Origin of the sequence: Sphingomonas sp. JC676 (assembly GCF_014489075.1) — a bacterium.
GTDB lineage: Bacteria > Pseudomonadota > Alphaproteobacteria > Sphingomonadales > Sphingomonadaceae > Sphingomonas.
The window spans coordinates 1-19,882 of record NZ_JACTGR010000008.1; the positions used below are offsets into that span (position 1 = coordinate 1).

Genomic DNA, 19,882 nt, shown 5'->3' on the forward strand with positions numbered 1-19,882 from the left:
GGCCAAAATAAGCCGCTTGCCGCCCGTTTTTGACGATGTGCGTGAAATCGGCCCAGGGGACTCAAGGTTTCCGGCCGACTCAGGCCGGTGCGACCGTCATTTCTCATAAGTGATGATTACGCGAACCACGGCTACCGAACTCCATCACTAGGGAACGTGCGGAGTTGACTGCTTTTGGGGACGAAGTTCACCTCTTATGAGCGAAACGACATCGGACGTCTGTGGATGTTGGCGGAGGGGTGGATGGTGCCCGGGGACGGAGTCGAACCGCCGACACTGCGATTTTCAGTCGCATGCTCTACCAACTGAGCTACCCGGGCATGACCCGGCGATCGCCGGGGAGGGGGCCTCTTAGTCGCGGCCCGCGCCTGTGTCCAGCCCGGTTTGTGCGTCCGGATCGGCGGGTTCTCCGGGCACGCGATAGCCCTCGCCCAGCCATTGCAGCAGGTCGCGATCCTTGCAGCCGCGGCTGCAAAAGGGCTTGAACTCGGTCTCGGGTTGCTTGCCGCAGATCGGGCAGGTGTCACGCTTCAAGATTCTGCTCCTTCGCGGACACGAATCGCGTCGTGCCGCCTGTGCGCCGCGCCAGTTCCTCGCTCCAGCCGGGTTGCTGGGCCATACGGCGGGCGATTCTCATGCTCACCATATGGGTATCGGGCGGCGGCGGGGGAAGCCGTTCCATCCGCCGAAGCTCGGCCCGCGTCTCCGCGCCGATCGGGTCCGCGCGCAGCAATTCGGGCAGCGAGGGCCGGGTGCGGCGCCGTACGATCTGGAGGAAACCGAAGCCGTTGACGGTGGTCCGCTCGAACGGCTGGGGCAAAGCCGCGTCGATCGCCTCGGCGATGGCATTGCGTGCCGCCTTGCCCGAAAGCGTCGGGAAGTCGATCCCGATCGAGCCGGCGATGCCGTGGCGCTCGATCGCCCGCGCGACGGCATGCGCGGCGGCCACCGCGAGCGGCTCCAACGGGGCCGGACCATCTACGTCGAACAGGGTCATCGCCGGCGTCGGCGAAAGCCGCAGTGCGCCGCCGGGAAAGACGATCTCGCCGGTCACAGCCTCTTCGAGCACTTCGCTCCAGCCCGCCTCTTCGAGCAGGTCTGGCTCATGCGCGCGCAGCATCCGGACGGGCAGTCCGGTGGCGTGGATGCGACCGAGCAGGTCGGGCCCGTCGCCCGGTGCGGCATCGGCGGGCGCCGGCACCGCCTTGGGCAGCTTGGCGCGGCCCGGCTCGGGGATCGCCTCGCGGACGATCTTCACGCGCAGCGTGCCGCCCTGGGTGATCCCCTTGGGCAAGGGATCGCATAAGGCCTCGCCGCCGCCCGCCAGCGCCACCTTGCCTGTGTTGCGGTCGACCAGCCTTGCGTCGAAGACGCCGCCGGTGCGCGGACCGCCGCCTTCCAGCTCGATCCGCGCCTTCCAGATAGTACCGCGCGAGACCAGGGCGGCGCGGTTCTCGCCGATCCCCGCCTCGTAGAGCCATTCAGCCAAGTTGGTACCCGGACGCCTCGAGCAGCGCGCGCGTCTCGAACACCGGCAACCCGACCACGCCCGAATGGCTGCCCGACAGGAAGCGCACAAACGCTTCGGCCTTGCCCTGGATGGCATAGCCGCCCGCCTTGCCCATGCCCTCGCCGCTGGCGACGTACCAGTCGATCTCGGCGTCGCTCAGCCGCTTGAAGGTGACGATCGTGTCAGAGACGCGCGTACGCGCCTTGCCCGCGGTATCGATCACGCAGACCGCGGACAAGCAGTGATGGCGGCGGCCGGAAAGCAGGCCGAGCATGCGGCGCAGATCCGCCTCGTCCTCCGGCTTGGCGAGGATGCGGCGGCCGACCGCGATAGTAGTATCGCCCGCCAGGACGATCTCGCCGGGGCCACGCTCCGCCGCGCGCGCCTTGTCGATGGCAATGCGCAGCACATAGGGGCGGGGGAGCTCGCCGGGGCGGGCAGCCTCGTCGATATCGGGCGCGGCGATGCGATCGGGCGCGGCGCCGATCCGAGTCAGCAGATCGCGGCGGCGCGGGGAAGTGGAAGCGAGGACGAGCTGCACGGGGAGCCTATTTGCCTGGATCCCGGCCTGCGCCGGGATGACCCGCTCCCATGGCGCGGGTCACTTGAAGCGGTAGGTGATACGGCCCTTGGTCAGGTCGTAGGGCGTGAGTTCGACGAGCACTTCGTCGCCCACCAGCACGCGGATGCGATTCTTGCGCATCTTGCCGGCGGTGTGGCCCAGGATCTCGTGATCGTTTTCGAGCTTCACGCGGAACATGGCGTTGGGGAGAAGCTCCACAACCTGTCCACGCATTTCAAGCAGTTCTTCTTTGGCCAAAAATATGCCTCTCTGGTGAGCGCCCGCGAAGTGGCGGTGCCTTTACTCCGGCGCGGCGCAAAAGGGAAGGTGGGTGAATCGCGCGAAGACATGCGGATTCCTCGATCTGATGTAGGGTGTTTCGGCCGGAAACGCCATGGGTGTTTGCATTGCCGGTGCTTGCCGGGTGATGCGTTCTTCACCCGCCATGCTATTCTCGTGCCGGAATCGGAAGCTTTCGGATGAAGATCAGTGCGCGCAATCAGCTGCCGGGGCGGATCGTCGCCATCCGGCCGGGCGCCGTAAACGGCATGGTGAAGGTCGATATCGGCGGCGGCATGACCGTCACCGCGAGCATCACTGAGGAGGCGATCACCGATCTGGCACTTGCCGAGGGGGATCAGGTCACCGTGCTCATCAAGGCAAGCGACGTCCTGATCGGCAAATAGGATGCGCGAAGGTCAACAATGGCAGCCTCACCGGCCGCGCCAACATCGCCTATCAGTTCACCGACAGCGTGCTCGGCTATGCGAGCTTCGCGCGCGGCGCCAAGTCGGGCGGGATCAACATGTCGGGCCTGCCGCTCGACAACCAGAACCTGCCCGCGCTCGGCACGGCAGTGGTGCGGCCCGAACAGAACACCAATTACGAGGTCGGGCTGAAGACGCGGCTGTTCGATCGCCGCCTGATCTTCAACATCGACGCCTTCTACACCCGCGTCACCGACTTCCAGTCCAACGTCACCGATACGCGCGCCGCTGCGGCGCTGCGCACCTATCTCGCCAATATCCCGCGCGTAACCGTGAAGGGGTTCGAGGCGGACGCGAACGCGTTCATCACCCGCGATTTCTCGCTGCGCGCCTCGGTCGCCTACGCCGATGGCAAATATGCCAGCTATCCCGCCGGCCCGTGCCCGATCGAGGCGATCGGCAACGCCACCACCGCCTGCAATTTGAGCGGTGTCGGCTTGCCCGGCTTGCCCAAATGGTCGGTCGCGTTGGGCGGCGACTATGCGGTGCCGGTCGCCCCGCTCGACGGCAGCCTGTTCCTCCATGCCGATTCCATCTCGAAGACCAGGCAGTTCGGCGATCCGACGGGTTCGCGCTACACGGTGATTCAGGGTTATACGAACGTGAACGCCAGCATCGGCTTCCGCGCCGCGCAGGGCTGGGAGCTGGCGGTGTTCGCCCGCAACCTGTTCGACAAGAACTATATCCAGAACGTCACGATCCAGGCTGGCAATTCCGGGCTGATCCTCGCCACACCCAGCGATCCGCGGGTCATCGGCGTAACGTTCCGCGCGCGGCAGTAACGCAGGACGGTCAGGGCGCCTTGGTCTCCGCGGTGCTCGCCGGGTTGTACTTGGCGAGGAAGGTTTCCAGCCGTGTCAGGAAGTCGGCCAGGTTCGCGGCCTTTCTCAGGCCGTGTTTTTCGTCCTTGTAGAATATCGGCACAACCTCGGGCTGCGTTCCTTTGCGCGCCGCGAGCGCCTCGACCATCTTGTGCGCCTGCCTGGGCGGGACATTGTCGTCGAGCTCGCCATGGCCGATCAGCACCGGGACGGTCATCCGCCTCGCCTGCGCCAGCGGCGACAATGCCTCGAGGTCGGTGTCCTTTTCCCCGCGCACGCGGCTTTCCCATTGCTTGAAATAGCGCGGCGCGTTGAAAGCACGGCGATCATATTTGAGCATGCCCGGAAGGTCGGTCACGCCGGACAGGCTGACCGCGCAGCGATATTTCTCCGGGTTGCGGATCGCTCCCCACAGTGCGGCATAGCCGCCATAGGAGGCGCCCATGATGCAGACGCGCTTGGGATCGACCGTCCCCTTCGTCACCAGCCAGTCGACGCCGTCGTCGACATCGTCCTGCATCTTGCGGCCCCATTGGCCATAGCCCTGCTCGACGAAATATTTGCCATAGCCGGTGGAACCGCGGAAATTCGGCTGGAGCACGGCATAGCCGCGACTGGCCAGAAACTGGACGAACGGATCATAGCGCCAGCTGTCGCGGACGAAGGGTCCGCCATGCGGCATGACGATCAGGGGCAGGCCGCGGTCCAGGCGGCCGGGCGGCAGGGTCAGATATCCCGGGATCGAAAGACCGTCGCGCGCCGCGAAGCGTATCGGCTGGACGGGCGCGAGCTTCACTTTCGCCAGTTTCTCGAAAGGCTGGACAAGCGGCTCGAGCCTGCGCGCGGCCAGGTCGAACAGATAATAGGTTCCCGGATCGGAGGCACCGCCCGACCAGATGAGCAGGCGATTGCCATCCATGCTGCGGTCGACGACCATGTTGTCGGCGCCCGGGAACGCCTTGTCCAGGCGCGCCTGGGTCGCCTGCATCGCCGGATCGGACCAGGCGACATGTACCCGATCGTCCTCATAGGAAACGCCGCCTACGCCGCGCGTGATCGGGTTCGGTACGATGCTGGTCACGTCGACCTGGGGGTGCTGGAAGATCACGTCGCCGATCTCCCCGGTCCGGAAATCGAAGCGATAGGCGGCGAAGCGATCGGACTTGGCGTTGGTGACGATCGCGCCGGAATCCTCGCCGGGAAAGAAGTACATGCCGTCTATCGTGCCCGCCAGGCCCTTGACGGTCGGCGACTTGACCTTGGCAAGCGGCGCACCCGGCTGGTTGCGGTACCAGATCGTCCAGCGGTCATCGTCATAGGCGATCCCGGCGCGCACCACGCCGTTGCCGTCGGCGAACCAGCTCCAGATGTTCGGCCGGGATTTCTCGACGATGGTCGTCTCATAGGTCTTCAGGTCGATCCGCCGCACCCATGGCGTGCCGCTTATCGTCTTCTGCGCCGCTATCAGCAGCCATTCCCCTTTGGGATCGGCGTACAGCACGCTTCCAGCGAAGAAGCTCTGATTGTCCGCGTCAAGATCGTGGTGCTGGTGCGTCTCCAGATCGATCGCGGTCAGGCGCGAGGTTGGCAGGACCACGCCGAACAGGTTCAGCGTCAGGGTGAGCTCGATCAGGACGTGGTTCGAGCCCGCCCATTCGATCGAGGTGATGCTGCGGCCGCCGACCTCATAATAATGCGGCTTGCGGTCAGCGCCGGTCGCCAGGAAGACGACCAGTCTTGAGCGGCCACCATTATTCTCCACCGCAGCGATGCGGGTGCCGTCCGGTGAAAGCGAAAGATTCTCGAACACCGGCTGGTCCGCGAAGGTCGCCGCTGGCACCGTGGCGGCGTCCGAGCCGGGGCTGGGCGGCCGGGTGGCCGCTGGTGCCGCCAGAAGAATCGACAGCGCCGCGCCTGCCGCAAGAATGGATGATGAGCGCATGGCCATGAACCCCCTTTGGCCGCCACGTCGTTTTGATGAGGCTAGGGCCAAGTTCGGCCAATGAGCAAGATGCACCGCATCTATCTGCACAAATAAAGAAAAGCCCCGCCCGGATCGCTCCGGACGGGGCCAGTTCTCTAGTCCGAAGCGATGATCACCCCGCGCCGTGCGCCGCCAGCGCCGCGAGCAGCAGCAGCGCCACGATGTTGGTGATCTTGATCATCGGGTTCACCGCCGGGCCGGCAGTGTCCTTGTAGGGATCGCCGACCGTGTCGCCGGTGACCGCGGCCTTATGGGCTTCCGATCCCTTGCCGCCGAAATTGCCGTCCTCGATATATTTCTTGGCATTGTCCCATGCGCCGCCGCCCGAGGTCATCGAGATGGCGACGAACAGGCCGGAGACGATCACGCCGAGCAGCATCGCGCCTAGCGCCGCGAAGCCCTCATGCTGGCCGGCCACCGCGGTGATGATGAAATACACCGCGATCGGGCTCAGCACCGGCAGCAGCGAGGGAACGATCATCTCCTTGATCGCCGCCTTGGTGACGATGTCGACGGTGCGGGCATAATCGGGGCGGCTGGTGCCCTCCATGATCCCCGGATTGTTCTTGAACTGGTTGCGGACGTCCTCGACTACCGAGCCCGCCGCCCGACCGACCGCGGTCATGCCGAACGCGCCGAACAGATAGGGCAGCAGCGCGCCGAGCAGCAGCCCGACAATCACGTACGGATTGCTGAGCGAGAAATCGACGACGACGTTCGGGAAGAACTCCTTCAGGTCGGTCGTGTACGCCCCGAACAGCACCAAAGCGGCGAGCGCCGCCGAGCCGATCGCATAGCCCTTGGTCACCGCCTTGGTAGTGTTGCCCACCGCGTCGAGCGCGTCGGTGCGGTGGCGCACATCGTCGGGCAGGCCCGCCATCTCGGCGATGCCGCCGGCATTGTCGGTCACCGGACCATAGGCGTCGAGCGCAACGACCATGCCCGCCAGCGCCAGCAGCGAGGTCGCGGCAAAGGCCACGCCCAATATGCCCGCGATCTGATAGGTCGCGATCACCGCCACCACGATCACCAGGGTCGGCAGCGCGGTCGATTCCAGGCTGATCGCCAGACCCTGGATCACGTTGGTGCCGTGGCCGGTCACCGAAGCCTTGGCGATCGACTTGACCGGGCGATAATTGGTGCCGGTGTAATATTCGGTGATCCACACCAGCAGGCCGGTCACCGCGAGGCCGATCATCATGCAGAGGAACAGGCTCATGCCGGTGAATTGCGGGCTGGCGATCAGGCCGGCGACCGCTTCGGCGCTGAAGCCTTCGGTCAGCGTGCTCGGATCGGCCATGCCGCCGATCGTCGCATGCATGTCGCCCAGCACATATTGGGTCGCGAAATAGATTGCCGGGATCGACAGGATCACGGTGGTCCAGAAGCCCTTGTAGAGCGCGCCCATGATCGACTGGCTCTTGCCCAGCCGGACCATATAGGTGCCGATGATCGAGGTGATGATGCACACGCCGCCGACGAGCAGCGGCAAGGTCATCAGCTTGGTCAGCATCTCGGTGCCGACATCCTTCATCAGCAGCGCGATCGAAACCATGGTGAGGCCGAGCGTCACGACATAGGTCTCGAACAGATCGGCCGCCATGCCGGCGCAGTCGCCGACATTGTCGCCTACGTTATCGGCGATCACGGCCGGGTTGCGGGGATCGTCCTCGGGGATTCCTGCCTCGACCTTGCCGACCAGGTCGGCGCCGACGTCGGCGGCCTTGGTGAAGATGCCGCCGCCGAGACGCGCGAAGATCGAGATCAAGGAGGCGCCGAAGGCGAGCGCGGTCAGCGCCGCGATCACGGGCCGGGCGTTGGGGGCATAGCCCGCCTGCGCGACCAGGTACCAGAACAGCACCGAGATCGAGAGCAGGCCCAGGCCGGCCACCAGCATGCCGGTGATCGCGCCCGAGCGGAAGGCGAGGGTGAGTCCGCCCTGCAGGCTGGTCCGCGCGGCTTCCGCGGTCCGCACATTGGCGCGTACCGAGATGTTCATGCCGACAAAGCCTGCCGCGCCCGAAAGGACCGAGCCGATGAGGAAGGACACGAGCGAGAGCGGCGCTCCCATCTGGTCGAGAAAGACCCAGATCAGCACCGCGACGATCACGCCGACAATGGCGATCGTGCGGTATTGCCGGCCCAGATAGGCCTTGGCGCCCTCCTGGATGGCGGCGGCGATATCCTGCATCTTCTCGTTGCCGGCGGGCGCCTTGAGCACCTGCTGGCTGGTCACGAAGCCATAGGCCACGGCAATCAGGCCGCAGACGATGGCGAGATAAACTATCGTCATCTGGTGAAGTCCTTCCCCTTGAACTTTCTGAGGTTCCGCGATGCCGGCCTTGCCACCGGTCTGTTGCGCGGGCGGAAGGTATAGGAATGCGAGGCGAGCGCAAGCCGCGCCGGGAACGCCTCAGCCGTGCTCGAAACCGAGGCGTTCGGGCAGGGGAACAGGGTTTTCCTTGTCGGTGAGGCTCAGGCCCGCGCCGGCGGCGAAGCTCCCGATCCGCGTGGCGGGGACGGGCGGGTCGAAATCCGGGGCCGCGGCGAAGAGTAGTTCATAGTCGTCGCCCGCTATTACCGCAGCCAGCCGCGCGTCGCGATCATTCCCGGCAAAGGCGATATAGCCGGCCGATAGCGGCACATCGGCGAGATCGATCGTCACCGCCAGCCCGCTGGCTTCGGCCATCCGTCGCGCGTCGATCAGCAGGCCGTCTGACACGTCCATCATCGCATGCGCCTGCGGGCCGAGCACCTGTCCTTCGCCCAGGCGCGGTGCGGGGCGGCGATAGTGCGCGAGAAGCTCGGGGGGACCCTCGGCGCCCAGCGCGATCTTCAGGCCCGCGCCGCCATCGCCTATCGTGCCCGTCACCCACAAGGCGTCGCCCGGCTTCGCGCCGGATCGCGCCGGCGCCGAAGCGCTGGTGCCGAGCGCCGTCAACGACAGGATGCGCGGCGCGCCTGGCGCAAGCGCAACCGTGTCGCCCCCCAGCAACGGGCAGCCGAACGCCGCCAGCGCCTCGCCCAGTCCTTCGAGAAACGCCGCGTCCCAGGCTCCATCGCCCGCCAGCGGATAGCCGAGCAGCACGCCGCGCGGTTTCGCGCCCTTGGCGGCCAGATCGGACAGATTCACCGCCACCAGCTTCCACGCCACATCCTGCGGCGGATCGCTGGCAAGATAATGCACGCCCTCGGCGAGCATATCGTGCGTCAGCACCAGCTCGCCCAGTACCGCCGCATCGTCGAGCAGCTCTCTGGCGCCCGGATCGAGCGGCAAAGTGCGCAACGCGGCGATGAACTCGGCTTCGTTCAGCTTCGCGCCTCCTTGGCGACGGCGTCGAGGATGCCGTTGACGAAGCCCTTCTCGCGGCGGTCGTAGAACGCATCCGTCACGTCGAGATATTCGCTGATTACCGCGCCTACCGGCACGTCGGGCCGTGCGAGCAGCTCATAGGTGCCCGCGCGCAAAATCTGGCGCATCGGCTTGTCGAGCCGGTCCAGCGCCCAGTCGGCGGTGAGCTTGTCGGCGATCAGCCGGTCGATCTCTTCGCGGCGCGCGTCCACGCCCTTCACGATATCGTCGAAGAACGCGACATCGGCGTCGGCATATTCGACTTCCTCGATCGTCGCGCCCAGCCGGTGCTGGTGGAATTCGTGGAGCAAAGCGACAATCTTCGTGCCCTCCATCTCCTGCTGGTACAGCGCCTGGACGGCGGCGAGCCGCGCGGCGGCGCGGGCCTTGGAACGGGAACGGGCTTTGGGGCTAGGCATGGTTCTTCTTCTGGTTAAGCCGGATCGCGACCGACTTTGCGTGTGCGGGGAGCCCTTCCGCCTCGGCCAGCGCGACGGCGGCGGGGCCGATCGCGGCAAGGCCAGCTTGGTCGAGCGACAGGAAGCTGGTGCGCTTCATGAAATCGAGCACCGACAGGCCCGAGGCGAAGCGCGCCCGGCGGCCGGTGGGAAGGACATGGTTGGGCCCGGCGACATAATCGCCGACCGCCTCGGGGGTGTACCTGCCGATGAACACCGAGCCGGCATGGCGCACCTGCTCGAACAGCGCCTCGGCGCGATCGCAGGCAAGCTCGAGATGCTCGGGGGCGAGGCGGTCCACCAGAGGCACCGCATCGTTCAGGTCGGCCACGAGGATGATCGCGCCGTTCGCATCCCAGCTCGCCCGCGCGGTCTCAGCGGTGGCAAGCTCCGCGATCTGCCGGTCGACGGTCTCGGCCACCGCATCGGCGAACGCTGCATCATCGGTGAACAGGATCGACTGGCTGGTCGGGTCGTGCTCGGCCTGGCTGAGCAAGTCGGCGGCAATCCATTCGGGATCGTTCTCCGCGTCCGCCACCACGACGATCTCGGACGGGCCGGCGACCATGTCGATGCCGACGACGCCGTAGAGCTGGCGCTTGGCTTCGGCCACCCAGGCATTGCCGGGGCCGGTGACGACATCGACTGGAGCGATCCGATCGGTGCCATAGGCAAGCGCCGCCACCGCCTGCGCTCCGCCGACGCGCCAGATCTCGTCCACCCCGGCGAGGTGCGCGGCGGCGAGCACCAGCGAGTTCACCTCGCCATTGGGCGTCGGCGTCACCATCACCAGCCGGCCCACGCCCGCGGCGCGCGCGGGCAGGGCGTTCATCAGCACCGAGCTGGGATAGGCGGCGCGGCCGCCCGGCACATAGACGCCCGCTGAATCCACCGGCTTCCAGCGCGCGCCCAGGCGGATGCCCTGCGCGTCGATCTCGTCGGTATCGGCCGGTCGCTGCTTGGCGTGATAGGTCGCGATCCGCTCGGCCGCGAGCTCCAGCGCGCCGCGCAGCTCCGGACTCAGCCCTTCCCAGGCCGCCACGCAGTCGGCGCGGTCGATCTTCCAGCCGGTCTGGTCGAGGTCGTGCTTGTCGAACAGCCGGGTCAGATCCTTCAGCGCCGCATCGCCTTCGTCGCGCACACGCTGGATGATGTGCGTCACGTTGCGCGCGACATCGTCGTCCGCCTCGCGCCGCGCATTGACCAGCGTGGTGAAGGCGTCGCCGAAGCCGGGCGCAGAGGCGTCGAGCCGGATCATGCGACCAGCTTCCGGAACGCATCGACCAGCGGCACGACTTCGCTCGCCCGCGTCTTGAACGCCGCACGATTAACGATCAACCGCGAGGTGACCTGCGCGATCACCTCGACCTCGACCAGGCCATTCTCCTTGAGCGTCTTGCCCGAGGAGACGAGGTCAACGATCCGCGGGGCCAGCCCCAATACCGGCGCCAGCTCCATCGCGCCGTTCAATTTGACGCATTCCGCCTGGACCCCACGCGCCTCGAAATGGGCGCGGGTGATGTGCGGATATTTGGTCGCGATCCGCACATGGCTCCAGCCGCGCGGATCGTCCTTCTCGGCCATGTCGGCGGGCTCGGCGACGGAAATCCGACAATGCCCGATGCCGAGATCGACCGGTGCATACAGCTCCGAATAGGCGAACTCGGCGAGTACGTCGGACCCGACGATGCCGAGCTGCGCGGCGCCATGCGCGACGAAGGTGGCGACGTCGAACGCGCGCACCCGGATCAGGTCGATCCTCGGGCTGTTGGTCTTGAAGCGCAGCGCCCGCGACGAGTCGTCCGAAAAGGCCGGCTCGGGCACGATCCCGACGCCCGCCAGCAGCGGCAGCGCCTCGTCGAGGATCCGGCCTTTCGGCACGGCAAGGATCAGCGGTTCATGCATGAGTGGCGGGGCTTTACTTGGGGGTGCCCCCGGGCGCAACAGACGCCGCGCAGGAGGTGGCGATGGCGGACGAGCAGGCGAACCGTGAGAGCTTCGATATCCAGGCCGGCTATTGTTCGGCGATGCAGGCGCCGATCACCGCGCGCGTCTCCACCGTGCTGGGCAAATCCATGACGCGCGACAGCGAGACCGGCCGCCGCGTGCTCGATTGGCCGGGCGAGCCGGTGGCCGATGCGCTGGTGCTGCGCCTGATCGGCGGACTGCACGCGCTGCACCGACGCGGCGTGCCCGAGCTTGCCCCAATCTTCACCGGCGGGGTCACCGATCCGGACGCCGTCGGCGCGATCCTTCAGGACGTGTTCGTCGCGCACGATGCCGAACTATTACCCTGGCTGGATGGTCCGCCTCAGACCAACGAGGCCGGCCGCTCGGCGGGCCTGATGACCGGCATCCTCCACCTCGCCCAGCGTTACGGCCCCAGGGTCGAGATACTCGAGATCGGCTCGAGCGCGGGCCTCAACCTGCTGATCGGCCGCTACCGCTTCGATCTGGGCGGCGTGCGCATGGGGCCGACCGCTTCGCCGGTCGAGATCAAGCCCGAATGGCGCGGCCCGCCGCCGCCCGACGTGCCGGTGGAGATCATCTCCTCGCGTGGCATGGACATCCAGCCGCTCGATCTGTCGGGCTCCCGCGACGCCGAGCGGCTCCAGGCCTATTGCTGGGTCGAGAATGTCGAGCGCCAGGCGCGGCTCGAAAAGACCATCGCGATGGTTCGCGCCGAGGGCGTAGATCTGGTCCAGGGGGACGCCGCCGACTGGGTCGAGGCACGCCTCGCCGAGCCGCAGGCGGAGGGCGTCATGCGCGTGTTGATGCATTCGGTCGTCTGGCAATATCTGCCCAACGCCACCCAGCACCGGATCGCCGATGCGATGCAGGCGGCCGGCACGCTGGCCACGGCGGAGCGCCCGCTCGGCTGGGTGATGATGGAGCCCAACCGCGATCTCCACCGCCACGAAGTCCGCGTGCGCGGCTGGCCGGGCGACACGCCGATGCAACTGGTCGCGCTCACCCACGCCCACGGCGCCTGGGTCGAAGCGCTCGAACCGCCCTACGAGACCCGGCCCTATGTGATGCGGGCCTATTGAGATGCACTCGACCAACTATCGCGATACCTTGGTCACCGTATCGGCGGATTGCCCGGTTGCCACGGGCACGATTCCCGAGAAGCACGGCACGATTGCGGCGGTCGAATATGGCCTGCTCGCCCAACCCTATGCGATGACGAGCGACGACCTGCTCTTCGAAACTCATCGTGCGCGCGGCGGGGATCAGAGCCGCGAGGAGTTCTTCGCCAGGCCCCAGGCCTGCCTGCGAGCCTCGCCGCTGGTCAAGCAGTTCGGCTGGGGCGTGCATCATGATGGCGAAGGCCGGATCGCGTTGGTCGGCATCGAAAGCGACGTCTATCGGCGCATGCTCGACGACCCCACCGTCGCCAAGACGCCGGGCATGCGGAGCAAGCGAGCCTAGCCGCCCCGCGCGGCCAGCCACTCCCGCATCGCGGCCGTCACCGCCTCGGGCTTGTCCCAGGGCACGAAATGCCCGCCATCCTCGACGCGGACGATTGTCAGGTCCGTCACCAGCGCATCCAGCCCGTCGAGTTGGCTCGGCAGCAGCGCCTTGTCCTGCATGCCCCAGATCACCAGCGTCGGCTGCGTGATCGGCGGAAAGGGCGCGTCGAGCCAGGCCGGGCGCTCCGGGTTTTCGTCGATCGCCGGCACCTGGATCGCGCTCGCGCGGTACCAGTTGAGCATCGCCGTCATCGCGCCCGGCTGGCTCCATTCGTCGATATAGGCGGCGCGTTCGGGCGCGAGCAGCGCCGGGTCGGCGTGTCGCACGAAGGTCGTGTCGAAAAACCCCTCCACGCCGAGCGCGGCGATATGCCGGTCGATATCGGGGTTGCGGAAGGCGCGGATATATTGGCTCGCCGCGCGCTGCTCGGCATCGTCGAACAGCGAGCGCTGGAAGACGAGCGGATGCGGCGCGTTGACGATGACCAGCCGCGAAATCCGATCGGGGTTCTGCAGCGCCGCCATCCAGGCGATCGCCCCGCCCCAGTCATGGCCGACCAGGGTGAACCGCCCGACGCCGATATGATCGGCAAGCGCGAGCAGATCCGCGACCGGCCTGGCCGGCGCGTAATTCTCGACCCCCTCGGGCTTGGACGACCGCGCGAACCCGCGCTGATCGGGCGCGATCACATAATGGTCGCGGGCCAGTGCCGGGATCTGGTGCCGCCAGGTGCGGTGCGATTCCGGAAAGCCGTGGAGCAGGATGATCGCGGGATTGGCTGGGCTTCCGGCAATCGCGACGTCGAGCTCGACGCCGGTGGGCAGGGGAATCCGCTGAAGTTCGAAGTCCGACATTCCCCATCTCCCTTCGCCCCGCGCTTGCCGGGGCTGGTTCTGTAGCGAGGATTAGGGCCTGGGCTCGAAAATGGGAATGTCTGCAATTGGGTGGGAAGCAGTCAGTCCGCTTCCAGCCCACAATGGAGAAAAGCGGAGATGGCTTTACGGCTGCGCAAGGGGTTTAACTAAACGCGCCGCTGGGCAGGCCCGAGACGCAAGCTCAAGCTTGATAATCTCACGCCGGCCGTACTCGGGGCTCAGGACGAAGCCAACTCGCACTCGTGAGTCCGCTCGGACTCCACCTCCAGCAGTCGAGACTAGGTGAAAGGCAGGCCGGACCTCTCCCGCTCCATAGCTGAACACGAGGCCATTTACGCTCCATTCCTCGTTGCCTGCGGTTGTCTTTGTCCCGTACGGAGTACCGGGACGGAAGTAATCTAAACAGCCTTCTACTTTTTGAATTTCACTACGTTCTACTGCGCTCCGTATGGCAGCCGTGTCCCGAATGTCGGCGACGATTATGTATGTGCAGATGACAGTCCATAAGGCCGCGAAGATCGGGAGTGAACGACGCCAACGCCAACGGTGCCGGACTGCCAACCACGCCAGAACGGCGAGGAGGATGCCAGCAGCGACGAAGATCCCGATGATCCAGTAGGCCGGATGAATTAGGTCGGTTTGCGACGTTAGGTCGAAAACCGTCTGGAAATTCGCACGCATGTGGCATGCCTATGCACCAGTATGAACGTCCGCAATTGGAATTCAGTCGAGGCGGCTTGGTCGGCGGAGATTGGGGCGCTAGCTGCCATTCGATCCATCCGTGCAAACCGCTGACAATGTAGGATTTCGCCTGCAACCCTTGCGCCGGCTCTTTCTCATCGTCGGATCGCTACGGTCGCCTCCGATCGCACCACCAGGCTTTTTGACATTGCAGGTGTCAGTTTTGTCAACTTAGACCGGCCGACCCCCCGCCGCCCTCACGGATAGCTCACCGTCCTGGGAACTTCGGGGATCGGAATCCATTCCTTGTCGTCGCCGGGCACCTTGGGGAAATTGCCCGCCGTCCAGTCTTCCTTGGCCTGGTTGATTCGGTCGCGGCTCGACGAGACGAAGTTCCACCACACATGCCGCGGCGTGGTGAAGGCCTCGCCACCGCACAGCATTACCCGGGCGCCGCGATCCGAGCGCAAAGTCGCGTGGATGCCGGGGCGCAGGATATAGATTGTCATCGGCAGCAGCGGCATCCCGTCCAGGCTCGCCTCGCCCATCGCGACGTAGAGCGCGCGCTCGTCGGCGCTCGGATCGATCGGGATCGATCCGCCCGGTGTCAGCGCGATATCGGCATAGATGGTCTGGGCGTAGGTGGTGGTCGGCGCCGAGAGGCCCCACAGATCGCCCATGATCACCCGCGCGGTCGCGCCATGCGCCTCGAGCACCGGCAGGTCGGCGGCGCCGACATGCTCGAATGCCGGATCGCTCTCCTCGATCGCCTCGGGCAGCGCGATCCAGGTCTGGATGCCCGAAAGCTCAGGACCCTTCGCGCGCTCGGCGGCCGGCGAGCGCTCCGAATGGACGATGCCGCGCCCGGCGGTCATCAGGTTCACCGCGCCCGGCTCGATCGTAGCGAAGGTGCCGATCGAGTCGCGATGGTCGATCGCGCCGGCGAAGAGATAGGTGACCGTCGCCAGGTTGATGTGCGGATGCGGGCGCACGTCAATGCCGGTGCCGACCTCCAGATGCGCCGGGCCCATCTGGTCGAAGAAGATGAAGGGTCCCACCATCGTCCGGGGACGCGAGGGCAAGGTGCGGTGCACCTTGAACCCGCCCAGGTCATGGGTGGTCGGTTCGATCGTCTGGATCACCAGGTCTTCGCGCATGGGGCTTCTCCGTTCGCATCCGGAATAGCGCGCCGGTGGAGGCCCGGACAATCATTCTATGGGGTGGTTTCGGGAAACGGACCTATTCCGCATCGAGCTCGGGATAGTGGCGGAAGATGCCCTGGGTGTTGAACGCGATGCGGCGGTCGCTGGCGAGATAGGCGCGGATGCCGGGCAGCTTCGCCACCGCGGCGTGGATCGCGCGGACGCCCGGATAATCTCGCTCGATCGCACCCATCCGCCGGGGGAACATGTAGCGCAGCCCCTCGACGATTTGGAACAGGCTGGTATCGCCATAGCTCCAGCGCTCGCCGACCAGCCAGGTGCCCGGGTTCGCGCTGGCTGCATCCTCGAAATAGCGCAGGAACTTGGGCATGCGCTCCTCGCGAAACTCTTCGGCGAAGCGCGCCGCTTCCGGCTTCTGGTCCTCGTAATAGAGGCCGAGACCCACCGGATGATGAACCTGGTGCACCTCGGCGATGAAGTCGGAGATGGTGAGCTCCACCTGGTGGAGCCACAGCCGGTCGGCCTCGTCCGAGGGGCCGAGCCCCTCATGCTCGCCGAGGAACAACAGGATCTCGGCCACCTGCGCGATCACCCGGTCGCCCGTCACCAGATAGGGTGGGGCGAAGGGCCGGCGCGGTACGCGCGCGTCCATGTCGGCCATCAGCGCGTCGTCGCCTTCCTCCCGGGCGCGGTCGCGATAGGCGATGTCGGCCGCCTCCAGCGGCAGCCTTATGAACTCGCCCCGGCCCTGGATCCCGCTCCAATACCAGAGGTCGTACGCCATCTCATTCTCCCGGCGCGCGGGCCTTGATCGCAAGCGCGTGGATGCGCTCGGCGAGCAGATCGGCGAGCGCGCGGTTCACCAATCGCTGGCGCTCAACGCGCGAAACGCCGGCAAAGGCCGCGCTCTCGATCGTGACGGTGAAGTGCGATTCGCCCGTGCCGTCGTCGCCCATATGGCCGCGATGCTGCGCGCTGTCGTTGCTGACATCGAGCTGCGTCGGGGCGAGCGCGGCGGTGAGGCGGGCGGCGATCAGATCGGCCAGCGGGCCGGTGGCGAGGTCGGTCATCGCGACTATATAGGGCGATTGTTCGAGAGAGTCGCGTGGCCAGCAGTCAACCCAAGAAGGATCGTCCAAATGCCCGTTTCCACGGTCGCGTGGAGGCGGAGGGGCGTAAGTGCGCCGAACCCGGCTGCGCCGAGGCCGGGGAATTCCGCGCGCCGCCGCTGGAGGGCACCGGCTTCACCGGCGACGGCCCGCCACAGTTCCGCTGGCTGTGCCTCGATCATGTCCGCGCCTTCAATTCGGGCTACAACTTCTTCGCGGGGATGAGCCCCGACGAGATCCACGACGCCCAGCGCCCGCTCGCCGGCTGGGAGCGCGAGACGCGCGCCTTCAACACCACCGGCGGCGCGGACCGCCCGCCGCGCTGGGCCGATTTCTCCGATCCGCTCGACGCGATCGGGGCGCGCTTCCGCGACCGGATGAAGCAGGAGGCCGGGCGCCAGGACGGCAAGCCGCTCTCGGGCAAGGATCGCGACGCGCTCAAGACGCTCGAGCTCGAAGTCGATGCCGATCGCATGGCGCTGCGGAAACGCTATTCCGAGCTGGTCCGCCGCTATCATCCCGACCGCAATGGTGGCGATCGCAGCCATGAAGCCCGGCTCCAGCGCGTGATCGAGGCGTACCAGCAGCTCAGGAGCTCGCCGGCCTTCGCCTGAACGTCGCTCAGCGTGTATTGACCGCCAGTTGCGCAGCGAAAGCCCGCTGGTAGGCGGGGCGCGCCTCGCCGCGGGCGACATAGGCGGCGAGGTTCGGATATTCGGCCAGGACGCCCGACGGCTTCACCCGGAGTAGCACCGACACCATCATCAGGTCGCCCGCGCTGAACGCGCCGTCGAGCCAGTCGGCAGTGCCGAGGCGCGCGGAGAGCTGCTTCAGCCGGTCGCGGATGCGATCCATGACCAGGGGCAGGCGCTCCTCGGCCCAGGGCTTGTTGCCCTCAACGAACTTGGCAGTGGTGAGCTCGAGGATGGGAGGCTCGACAGTGTTGATCGCGGCGAAGATCCAGGTGATCGCCCGCGCCCGCGCATCGGCATCGTCGGGCAGCAGGCCAGCATGCCGCTCGGCAATGTGGAAGACGATCGCCCCCGTCTCGAACAGGGAGAGATCGCCTTCCTCATAGGTCGGGATCTGGCCGAACGGATGCAGCGCCAGATGCGCGGCTTCCTTCATCGCGTCGAAGGAAACGAGCCGGACCGAATAGGGCTGGCCCGCTTCCTCAAGCGCCCAGCGCACCCGCGTGTCGCGCGCCAGTCCCTTGCCGCCATCGGGCGACCGCTCGAAGGCCGTGATGGTGGCTGTCACCCGCCTCAGCCCTCGTTGCCGGGTGCGACCAGGCCGAAGGTGACGCCTTCGGGATCGGTGGCGTTCAGCACCCATTCGCCCCCCGGCACTTCCATTGGCCCCTGGCGGACCGTGCCGCCGGCGGCCTCGATTTTCGCCTTGGCGGCGTTGATGTCGGGCACGCGGAAATAGAAGCCCCAGCCGGACTTGGCGCCCGGCGGAGTCTTCATCACGGCGCCGATCTGCGGGTCGTTGCCGTGCGCAATGAAGCTGTAATCGCCCATCTCGCCCATCGGCATCGCGCCGATCTTCTTGATGTTGAACTGCTTGTCGTAAAAGGCCAGCGCCGCCGCGTCGTCGGGGGTCAGCAGCTCGTTCCAGCTGACATGGCCCATGCCCCGACGCTGATAGGCGGTGCTCGATTCTGGGCTCGCTCCGCGCATAACATAGAAGGGCACGCCCTGCGGATCGGTGACCATCGCGATGCGCCCGACATCGGGAATGTCGAACGCGGGGAGGTGCACTTGGCCGCCGGCTGCGACGATCGAGGCGACCGAAGCATCGACGTCGTCGACGCCGAAATAGCCAAGCCACACTGGCTGTGCGCCATTCGCGAGCATATCGGCATTGAGGCCCATAACGCCACCGACATTGCCATCCGGCGCGACGATCATGCGGTAATCCATGTCGTCCGACGGCCGTTCCGCATCGATGTTCCAGCCGACGACATCATCGTAGAAGGCCTTGGCGGCCTTGGGGTCCTTGGTCAGCAGTTCGTACCAGATGAAGCTTCCGTGCGGGTTCGGCATGATGTCTCTCCTTGGATGCGGAAGGGCTTCAGCCCTGGCCTTCGTCGACGATCGGCTCGAACCCGCCCCAGAACATGCGCTTACCGTCGAACGGCATGTTGGCGAAATCGGGCTTCATCCGCTCGTCGGCCATGACCTTTTCCCAGCCCGTGTCACGGGCTTCCTTGGAAGGCCAGATGATCCACGAGAACACCGCGACCTCGCCGTCCTCGGCCTTGGTCGCCTTGTAGAAATCGGTGTTCTCGCCCTTGGGCACGTCATTGCCCCAGCCTTCCATCACGCGGATCGCGCCATATTCCACGAAGACCTTGGAGGCCTTGGCCGCCATCTCGCGATAGGCTTCCTTGTTGCCCTCGGGCACGGCCACTACGAATCCATCCAGATACGCCATCGTCTCTCTCCTTCGTGTTGGTTCAGGCCGCGGGGGCCAGATCCTCGAACGCGCTCATCTGCGCATCGAGCGCCCGGCCAAAGGCCGGCCGGGCTTCGCCGCGCGCCTTGTAGGCGGCGAGGTTCGGATAGTCGGCCAGGATGTCGGTCTGGCGCAAATTGCGCAGCACCGTGACCATCATCAGGTCGCCGGCGGTGAAGCGGTCTTCGAGCCACTCCTTGTCGCCCAGCGCCTCGGCGAGCTGGCCCAGCCGCTTGCGAACCATTTCCTCGACCTTCGGGCGCTGTGCCTTGGCCCAGTCCTCCTTTGCGTAGAACAGGTCTAGCGCAGCGAGTTGCTGGACGAACGGCTCGATGCTGTTGAGCGCGGCGAACACCCAGCTGGTTGCGCGGGCGCGACCCTCGGTATCGTGCGGTACCAGCGTTTCGCAGGTCTCGCCGATATGCAGCAGGATCGCGCCGCTCTCGAACATGCGTACCTCGTCGTCGGAATAGCTCGGCACCTGGCCGAAGGGCTGTTCCTCCAGATAGTCCGCGGGACGTGCGGTACGGGCGTCGAGCAGGCGCACGGAATAATCGCGTCCTGCCTCTTCCAGCGCCCACCGCACGCGGAGGTCGCGGACCAGCCCGCGGGCAAATTCTGGCACCCAGTTATAGGCACTGACGGTGATGCTCATCTCAGGTGCGC

General features: G+C 66.3%; 23 protein-coding genes and 1 tRNA gene. 5 read left to right on the forward strand and 19 right to left on the reverse strand.

The window, feature by feature from the left end:
• Nucleotides 1–244 precede the first annotated feature (244 nt).
• From IAG41_RS21600 to infA, 5 genes are all read right to left on the reverse strand, one after another.
• A tRNA-Phe gene (locus IAG41_RS21600) sits at nt 245–320 on the reverse strand.
• Between the two features lie 31 nt (nt 321–351).
• Nucleotides 352–534: a DNA gyrase inhibitor YacG gene (locus tag IAG41_RS21605; RefSeq protein WP_187730773.1), complete on the reverse strand. Its 183-nt coding sequence runs from the start codon at nt 532–534 to the stop codon at nt 352–354.
• Nucleotides 524–1,489 (reverse strand): ribonuclease, encoded by a 966-nt coding sequence (locus IAG41_RS21610; RefSeq protein ID WP_187730774.1) that lies wholly within the window; start codon nt 1,487–1,489, stop codon nt 524–526. Before IAG41_RS21610 ends, IAG41_RS21605 begins: the two co-directional genes overlap by 11 nt.
• Nucleotides 1,482–2,051: a Maf family protein gene (locus IAG41_RS21615; protein ID WP_187730775.1), complete on the reverse strand. Its 570-nt coding sequence runs from the start codon at nt 2,049–2,051 to the stop codon at nt 1,482–1,484. The genes IAG41_RS21610 and IAG41_RS21615 overlap by 8 nt, the downstream gene beginning before the upstream one ends.
• A gap of 60 nt (nt 2,052–2,111) precedes the next feature.
• On the reverse strand, nt 2,112–2,330 hold the full coding sequence (infA, locus tag IAG41_RS21620; RefSeq protein WP_010162480.1) for a translation initiation factor IF-1: 219 nt from the start codon (nt 2,328–2,330) through the stop codon (nt 2,112–2,114).
• A gap of 221 nt (nt 2,331–2,551) precedes the next feature.
• Here infA and IAG41_RS21625 point away from each other — a divergent pair, with 221 nt between their 5' ends.
• Both IAG41_RS21625 and IAG41_RS21630 read left to right on the forward strand, forming a co-directional pair.
• The gene (locus tag IAG41_RS21625; protein WP_187730776.1) at nt 2,552–2,758 is read left to right on the forward strand and encodes a molybdopterin-binding protein; all 207 of its coding nucleotides are present in this window, start codon (nt 2,552–2,554) and stop codon (nt 2,756–2,758) included.
• Nucleotides 2,755–3,621, forward strand: coding sequence for a TonB-dependent receptor (locus IAG41_RS21630; protein WP_187730879.1), 867 nt, complete (start codon nt 2,755–2,757; stop codon nt 3,619–3,621). Before IAG41_RS21625 ends, IAG41_RS21630 begins: the two co-directional genes overlap by 4 nt.
• A gap of 10 nt (nt 3,622–3,631) precedes the next feature.
• Here IAG41_RS21630 and IAG41_RS21635 read toward each other — a convergent pair whose 3' ends face one another.
• The 6 genes from IAG41_RS21635 to hisG form a co-directional block, all read right to left on the reverse strand.
• Nucleotides 3,632–5,602, reverse strand: a complete 1,971-nt coding sequence (locus IAG41_RS21635; protein ID WP_187730777.1) for an alpha/beta hydrolase family protein — start codon at nt 5,600–5,602, stop codon at nt 3,632–3,634.
• 154 nt (nt 5,603–5,756) lie between these two features.
• Complete coding sequence (locus tag IAG41_RS21640) at nt 5,757–7,937, reverse strand: sodium-translocating pyrophosphatase (protein ID WP_187730778.1); 2,181 nt, start codon at nt 7,935–7,937, stop codon at nt 5,757–5,759.
• A gap of 120 nt (nt 7,938–8,057) precedes the next feature.
• Nucleotides 8,058–8,957, reverse strand: coding sequence for a thiamine-phosphate kinase (thiL, locus tag IAG41_RS21645; RefSeq protein WP_187730880.1), 900 nt, complete (start codon nt 8,955–8,957; stop codon nt 8,058–8,060).
• Nucleotides 8,954–9,415, reverse strand: a complete 462-nt coding sequence (gene nusB, locus IAG41_RS21650) for a transcription antitermination factor NusB (RefSeq protein ID WP_187730779.1) — start codon at nt 9,413–9,415, stop codon at nt 8,954–8,956. Before nusB ends, thiL begins: the two co-directional genes overlap by 4 nt.
• Nucleotides 9,408–10,712, reverse strand: a complete 1,305-nt coding sequence (hisD, locus tag IAG41_RS21655) for a histidinol dehydrogenase (RefSeq protein ID WP_187730780.1) — start codon at nt 10,710–10,712, stop codon at nt 9,408–9,410. The genes nusB and hisD overlap by 8 nt, the downstream gene beginning before the upstream one ends.
• The gene (hisG, locus tag IAG41_RS21660; protein ID WP_187730781.1) at nt 10,709–11,359 is read right to left on the reverse strand and encodes an ATP phosphoribosyltransferase; all 651 of its coding nucleotides are present in this window, start codon (nt 11,357–11,359) and stop codon (nt 10,709–10,711) included. The genes hisD and hisG overlap by 4 nt, the downstream gene beginning before the upstream one ends.
• A 62-nt stretch (nt 11,360–11,421) precedes the next feature.
• Between hisG and IAG41_RS21665 the strand changes: the two genes are divergently transcribed.
• Both IAG41_RS21665 and IAG41_RS21670 read left to right on the forward strand, forming a co-directional pair.
• Complete coding sequence (locus tag IAG41_RS21665) at nt 11,422–12,504, forward strand: DUF2332 domain-containing protein (protein ID WP_187730782.1); 1,083 nt, start codon at nt 11,422–11,424, stop codon at nt 12,502–12,504.
• Between the two features lies 1 nt (nt 12,505).
• Nucleotides 12,506–12,886 (forward strand): DUF6157 family protein, encoded by a 381-nt coding sequence (locus IAG41_RS21670; protein WP_187730783.1) that lies wholly within the window; start codon nt 12,506–12,508, stop codon nt 12,884–12,886.
• Here IAG41_RS21670 and IAG41_RS21675 read toward each other — a convergent pair.
• The 4 genes from IAG41_RS21675 to IAG41_RS21690 form a co-directional block, all read right to left on the reverse strand.
• A complete protein-coding gene (locus tag IAG41_RS21675) occupies nt 12,883–13,782 on the reverse strand; it encodes an alpha/beta fold hydrolase (RefSeq protein ID WP_187730784.1) in 900 nt (299 codons plus the stop codon). The genes IAG41_RS21670 and IAG41_RS21675 overlap by 4 nt on opposite strands.
• 959 nt (nt 13,783–14,741) lie before the next feature.
• Nucleotides 14,742–15,641, reverse strand: a complete 900-nt coding sequence (locus IAG41_RS21680) for a pirin family protein (protein WP_187730785.1) — start codon at nt 15,639–15,641, stop codon at nt 14,742–14,744.
• 82 nt (nt 15,642–15,723) lie between these two features.
• Complete coding sequence (locus IAG41_RS21685; protein WP_187730786.1) at nt 15,724–16,431, reverse strand: glutathione S-transferase; 708 nt, start codon at nt 16,429–16,431, stop codon at nt 15,724–15,726.
• Between the two features lies 1 nt (nt 16,432).
• A complete protein-coding gene (locus tag IAG41_RS21690; RefSeq protein WP_187730787.1) occupies nt 16,433–16,717 on the reverse strand; it encodes a BolA family protein in 285 nt (94 codons plus the stop codon).
• 35 nt (nt 16,718–16,752) lie between these two features.
• Between IAG41_RS21690 and IAG41_RS21695 the strand changes: the two genes are divergently transcribed.
• A complete protein-coding gene (locus IAG41_RS21695) occupies nt 16,753–17,370 on the forward strand; it encodes a J domain-containing protein (RefSeq protein ID WP_316251203.1) in 618 nt (205 codons plus the stop codon).
• 7 nt (nt 17,371–17,377) lie between these two features.
• Here IAG41_RS21695 and IAG41_RS21700 read toward each other — a convergent pair whose 3' ends face one another.
• Genes IAG41_RS21700 through IAG41_RS21715 form a run of 4 tightly spaced genes read right to left on the reverse strand, consistent with a single transcriptional unit; the run spans nt 17,378 to nt 19,871 of the window.
• On the reverse strand, nt 17,378–18,016 hold the full coding sequence (locus tag IAG41_RS21700) for a glutathione S-transferase family protein (RefSeq protein WP_187730788.1): 639 nt from the start codon (nt 18,014–18,016) through the stop codon (nt 17,378–17,380).
• A 5-nt stretch (nt 18,017–18,021) separates the two neighbouring features.
• A complete protein-coding gene (locus tag IAG41_RS21705) occupies nt 18,022–18,804 on the reverse strand; it encodes a VOC family protein (RefSeq protein ID WP_187730789.1) in 783 nt (260 codons plus the stop codon).
• A 28-nt stretch (nt 18,805–18,832) separates the two neighbouring features.
• On the reverse strand, nt 18,833–19,195 hold the full coding sequence (locus IAG41_RS21710; protein WP_187730790.1) for a DUF1428 domain-containing protein: 363 nt from the start codon (nt 19,193–19,195) through the stop codon (nt 18,833–18,835).
• A 22-nt stretch (nt 19,196–19,217) separates the two neighbouring features.
• Nucleotides 19,218–19,871, reverse strand: a complete 654-nt coding sequence (locus tag IAG41_RS21715; RefSeq protein WP_187730791.1) for a glutathione S-transferase family protein — start codon at nt 19,869–19,871, stop codon at nt 19,218–19,220.
• Nucleotides 19,872–19,882 lie beyond the last annotated feature (11 nt).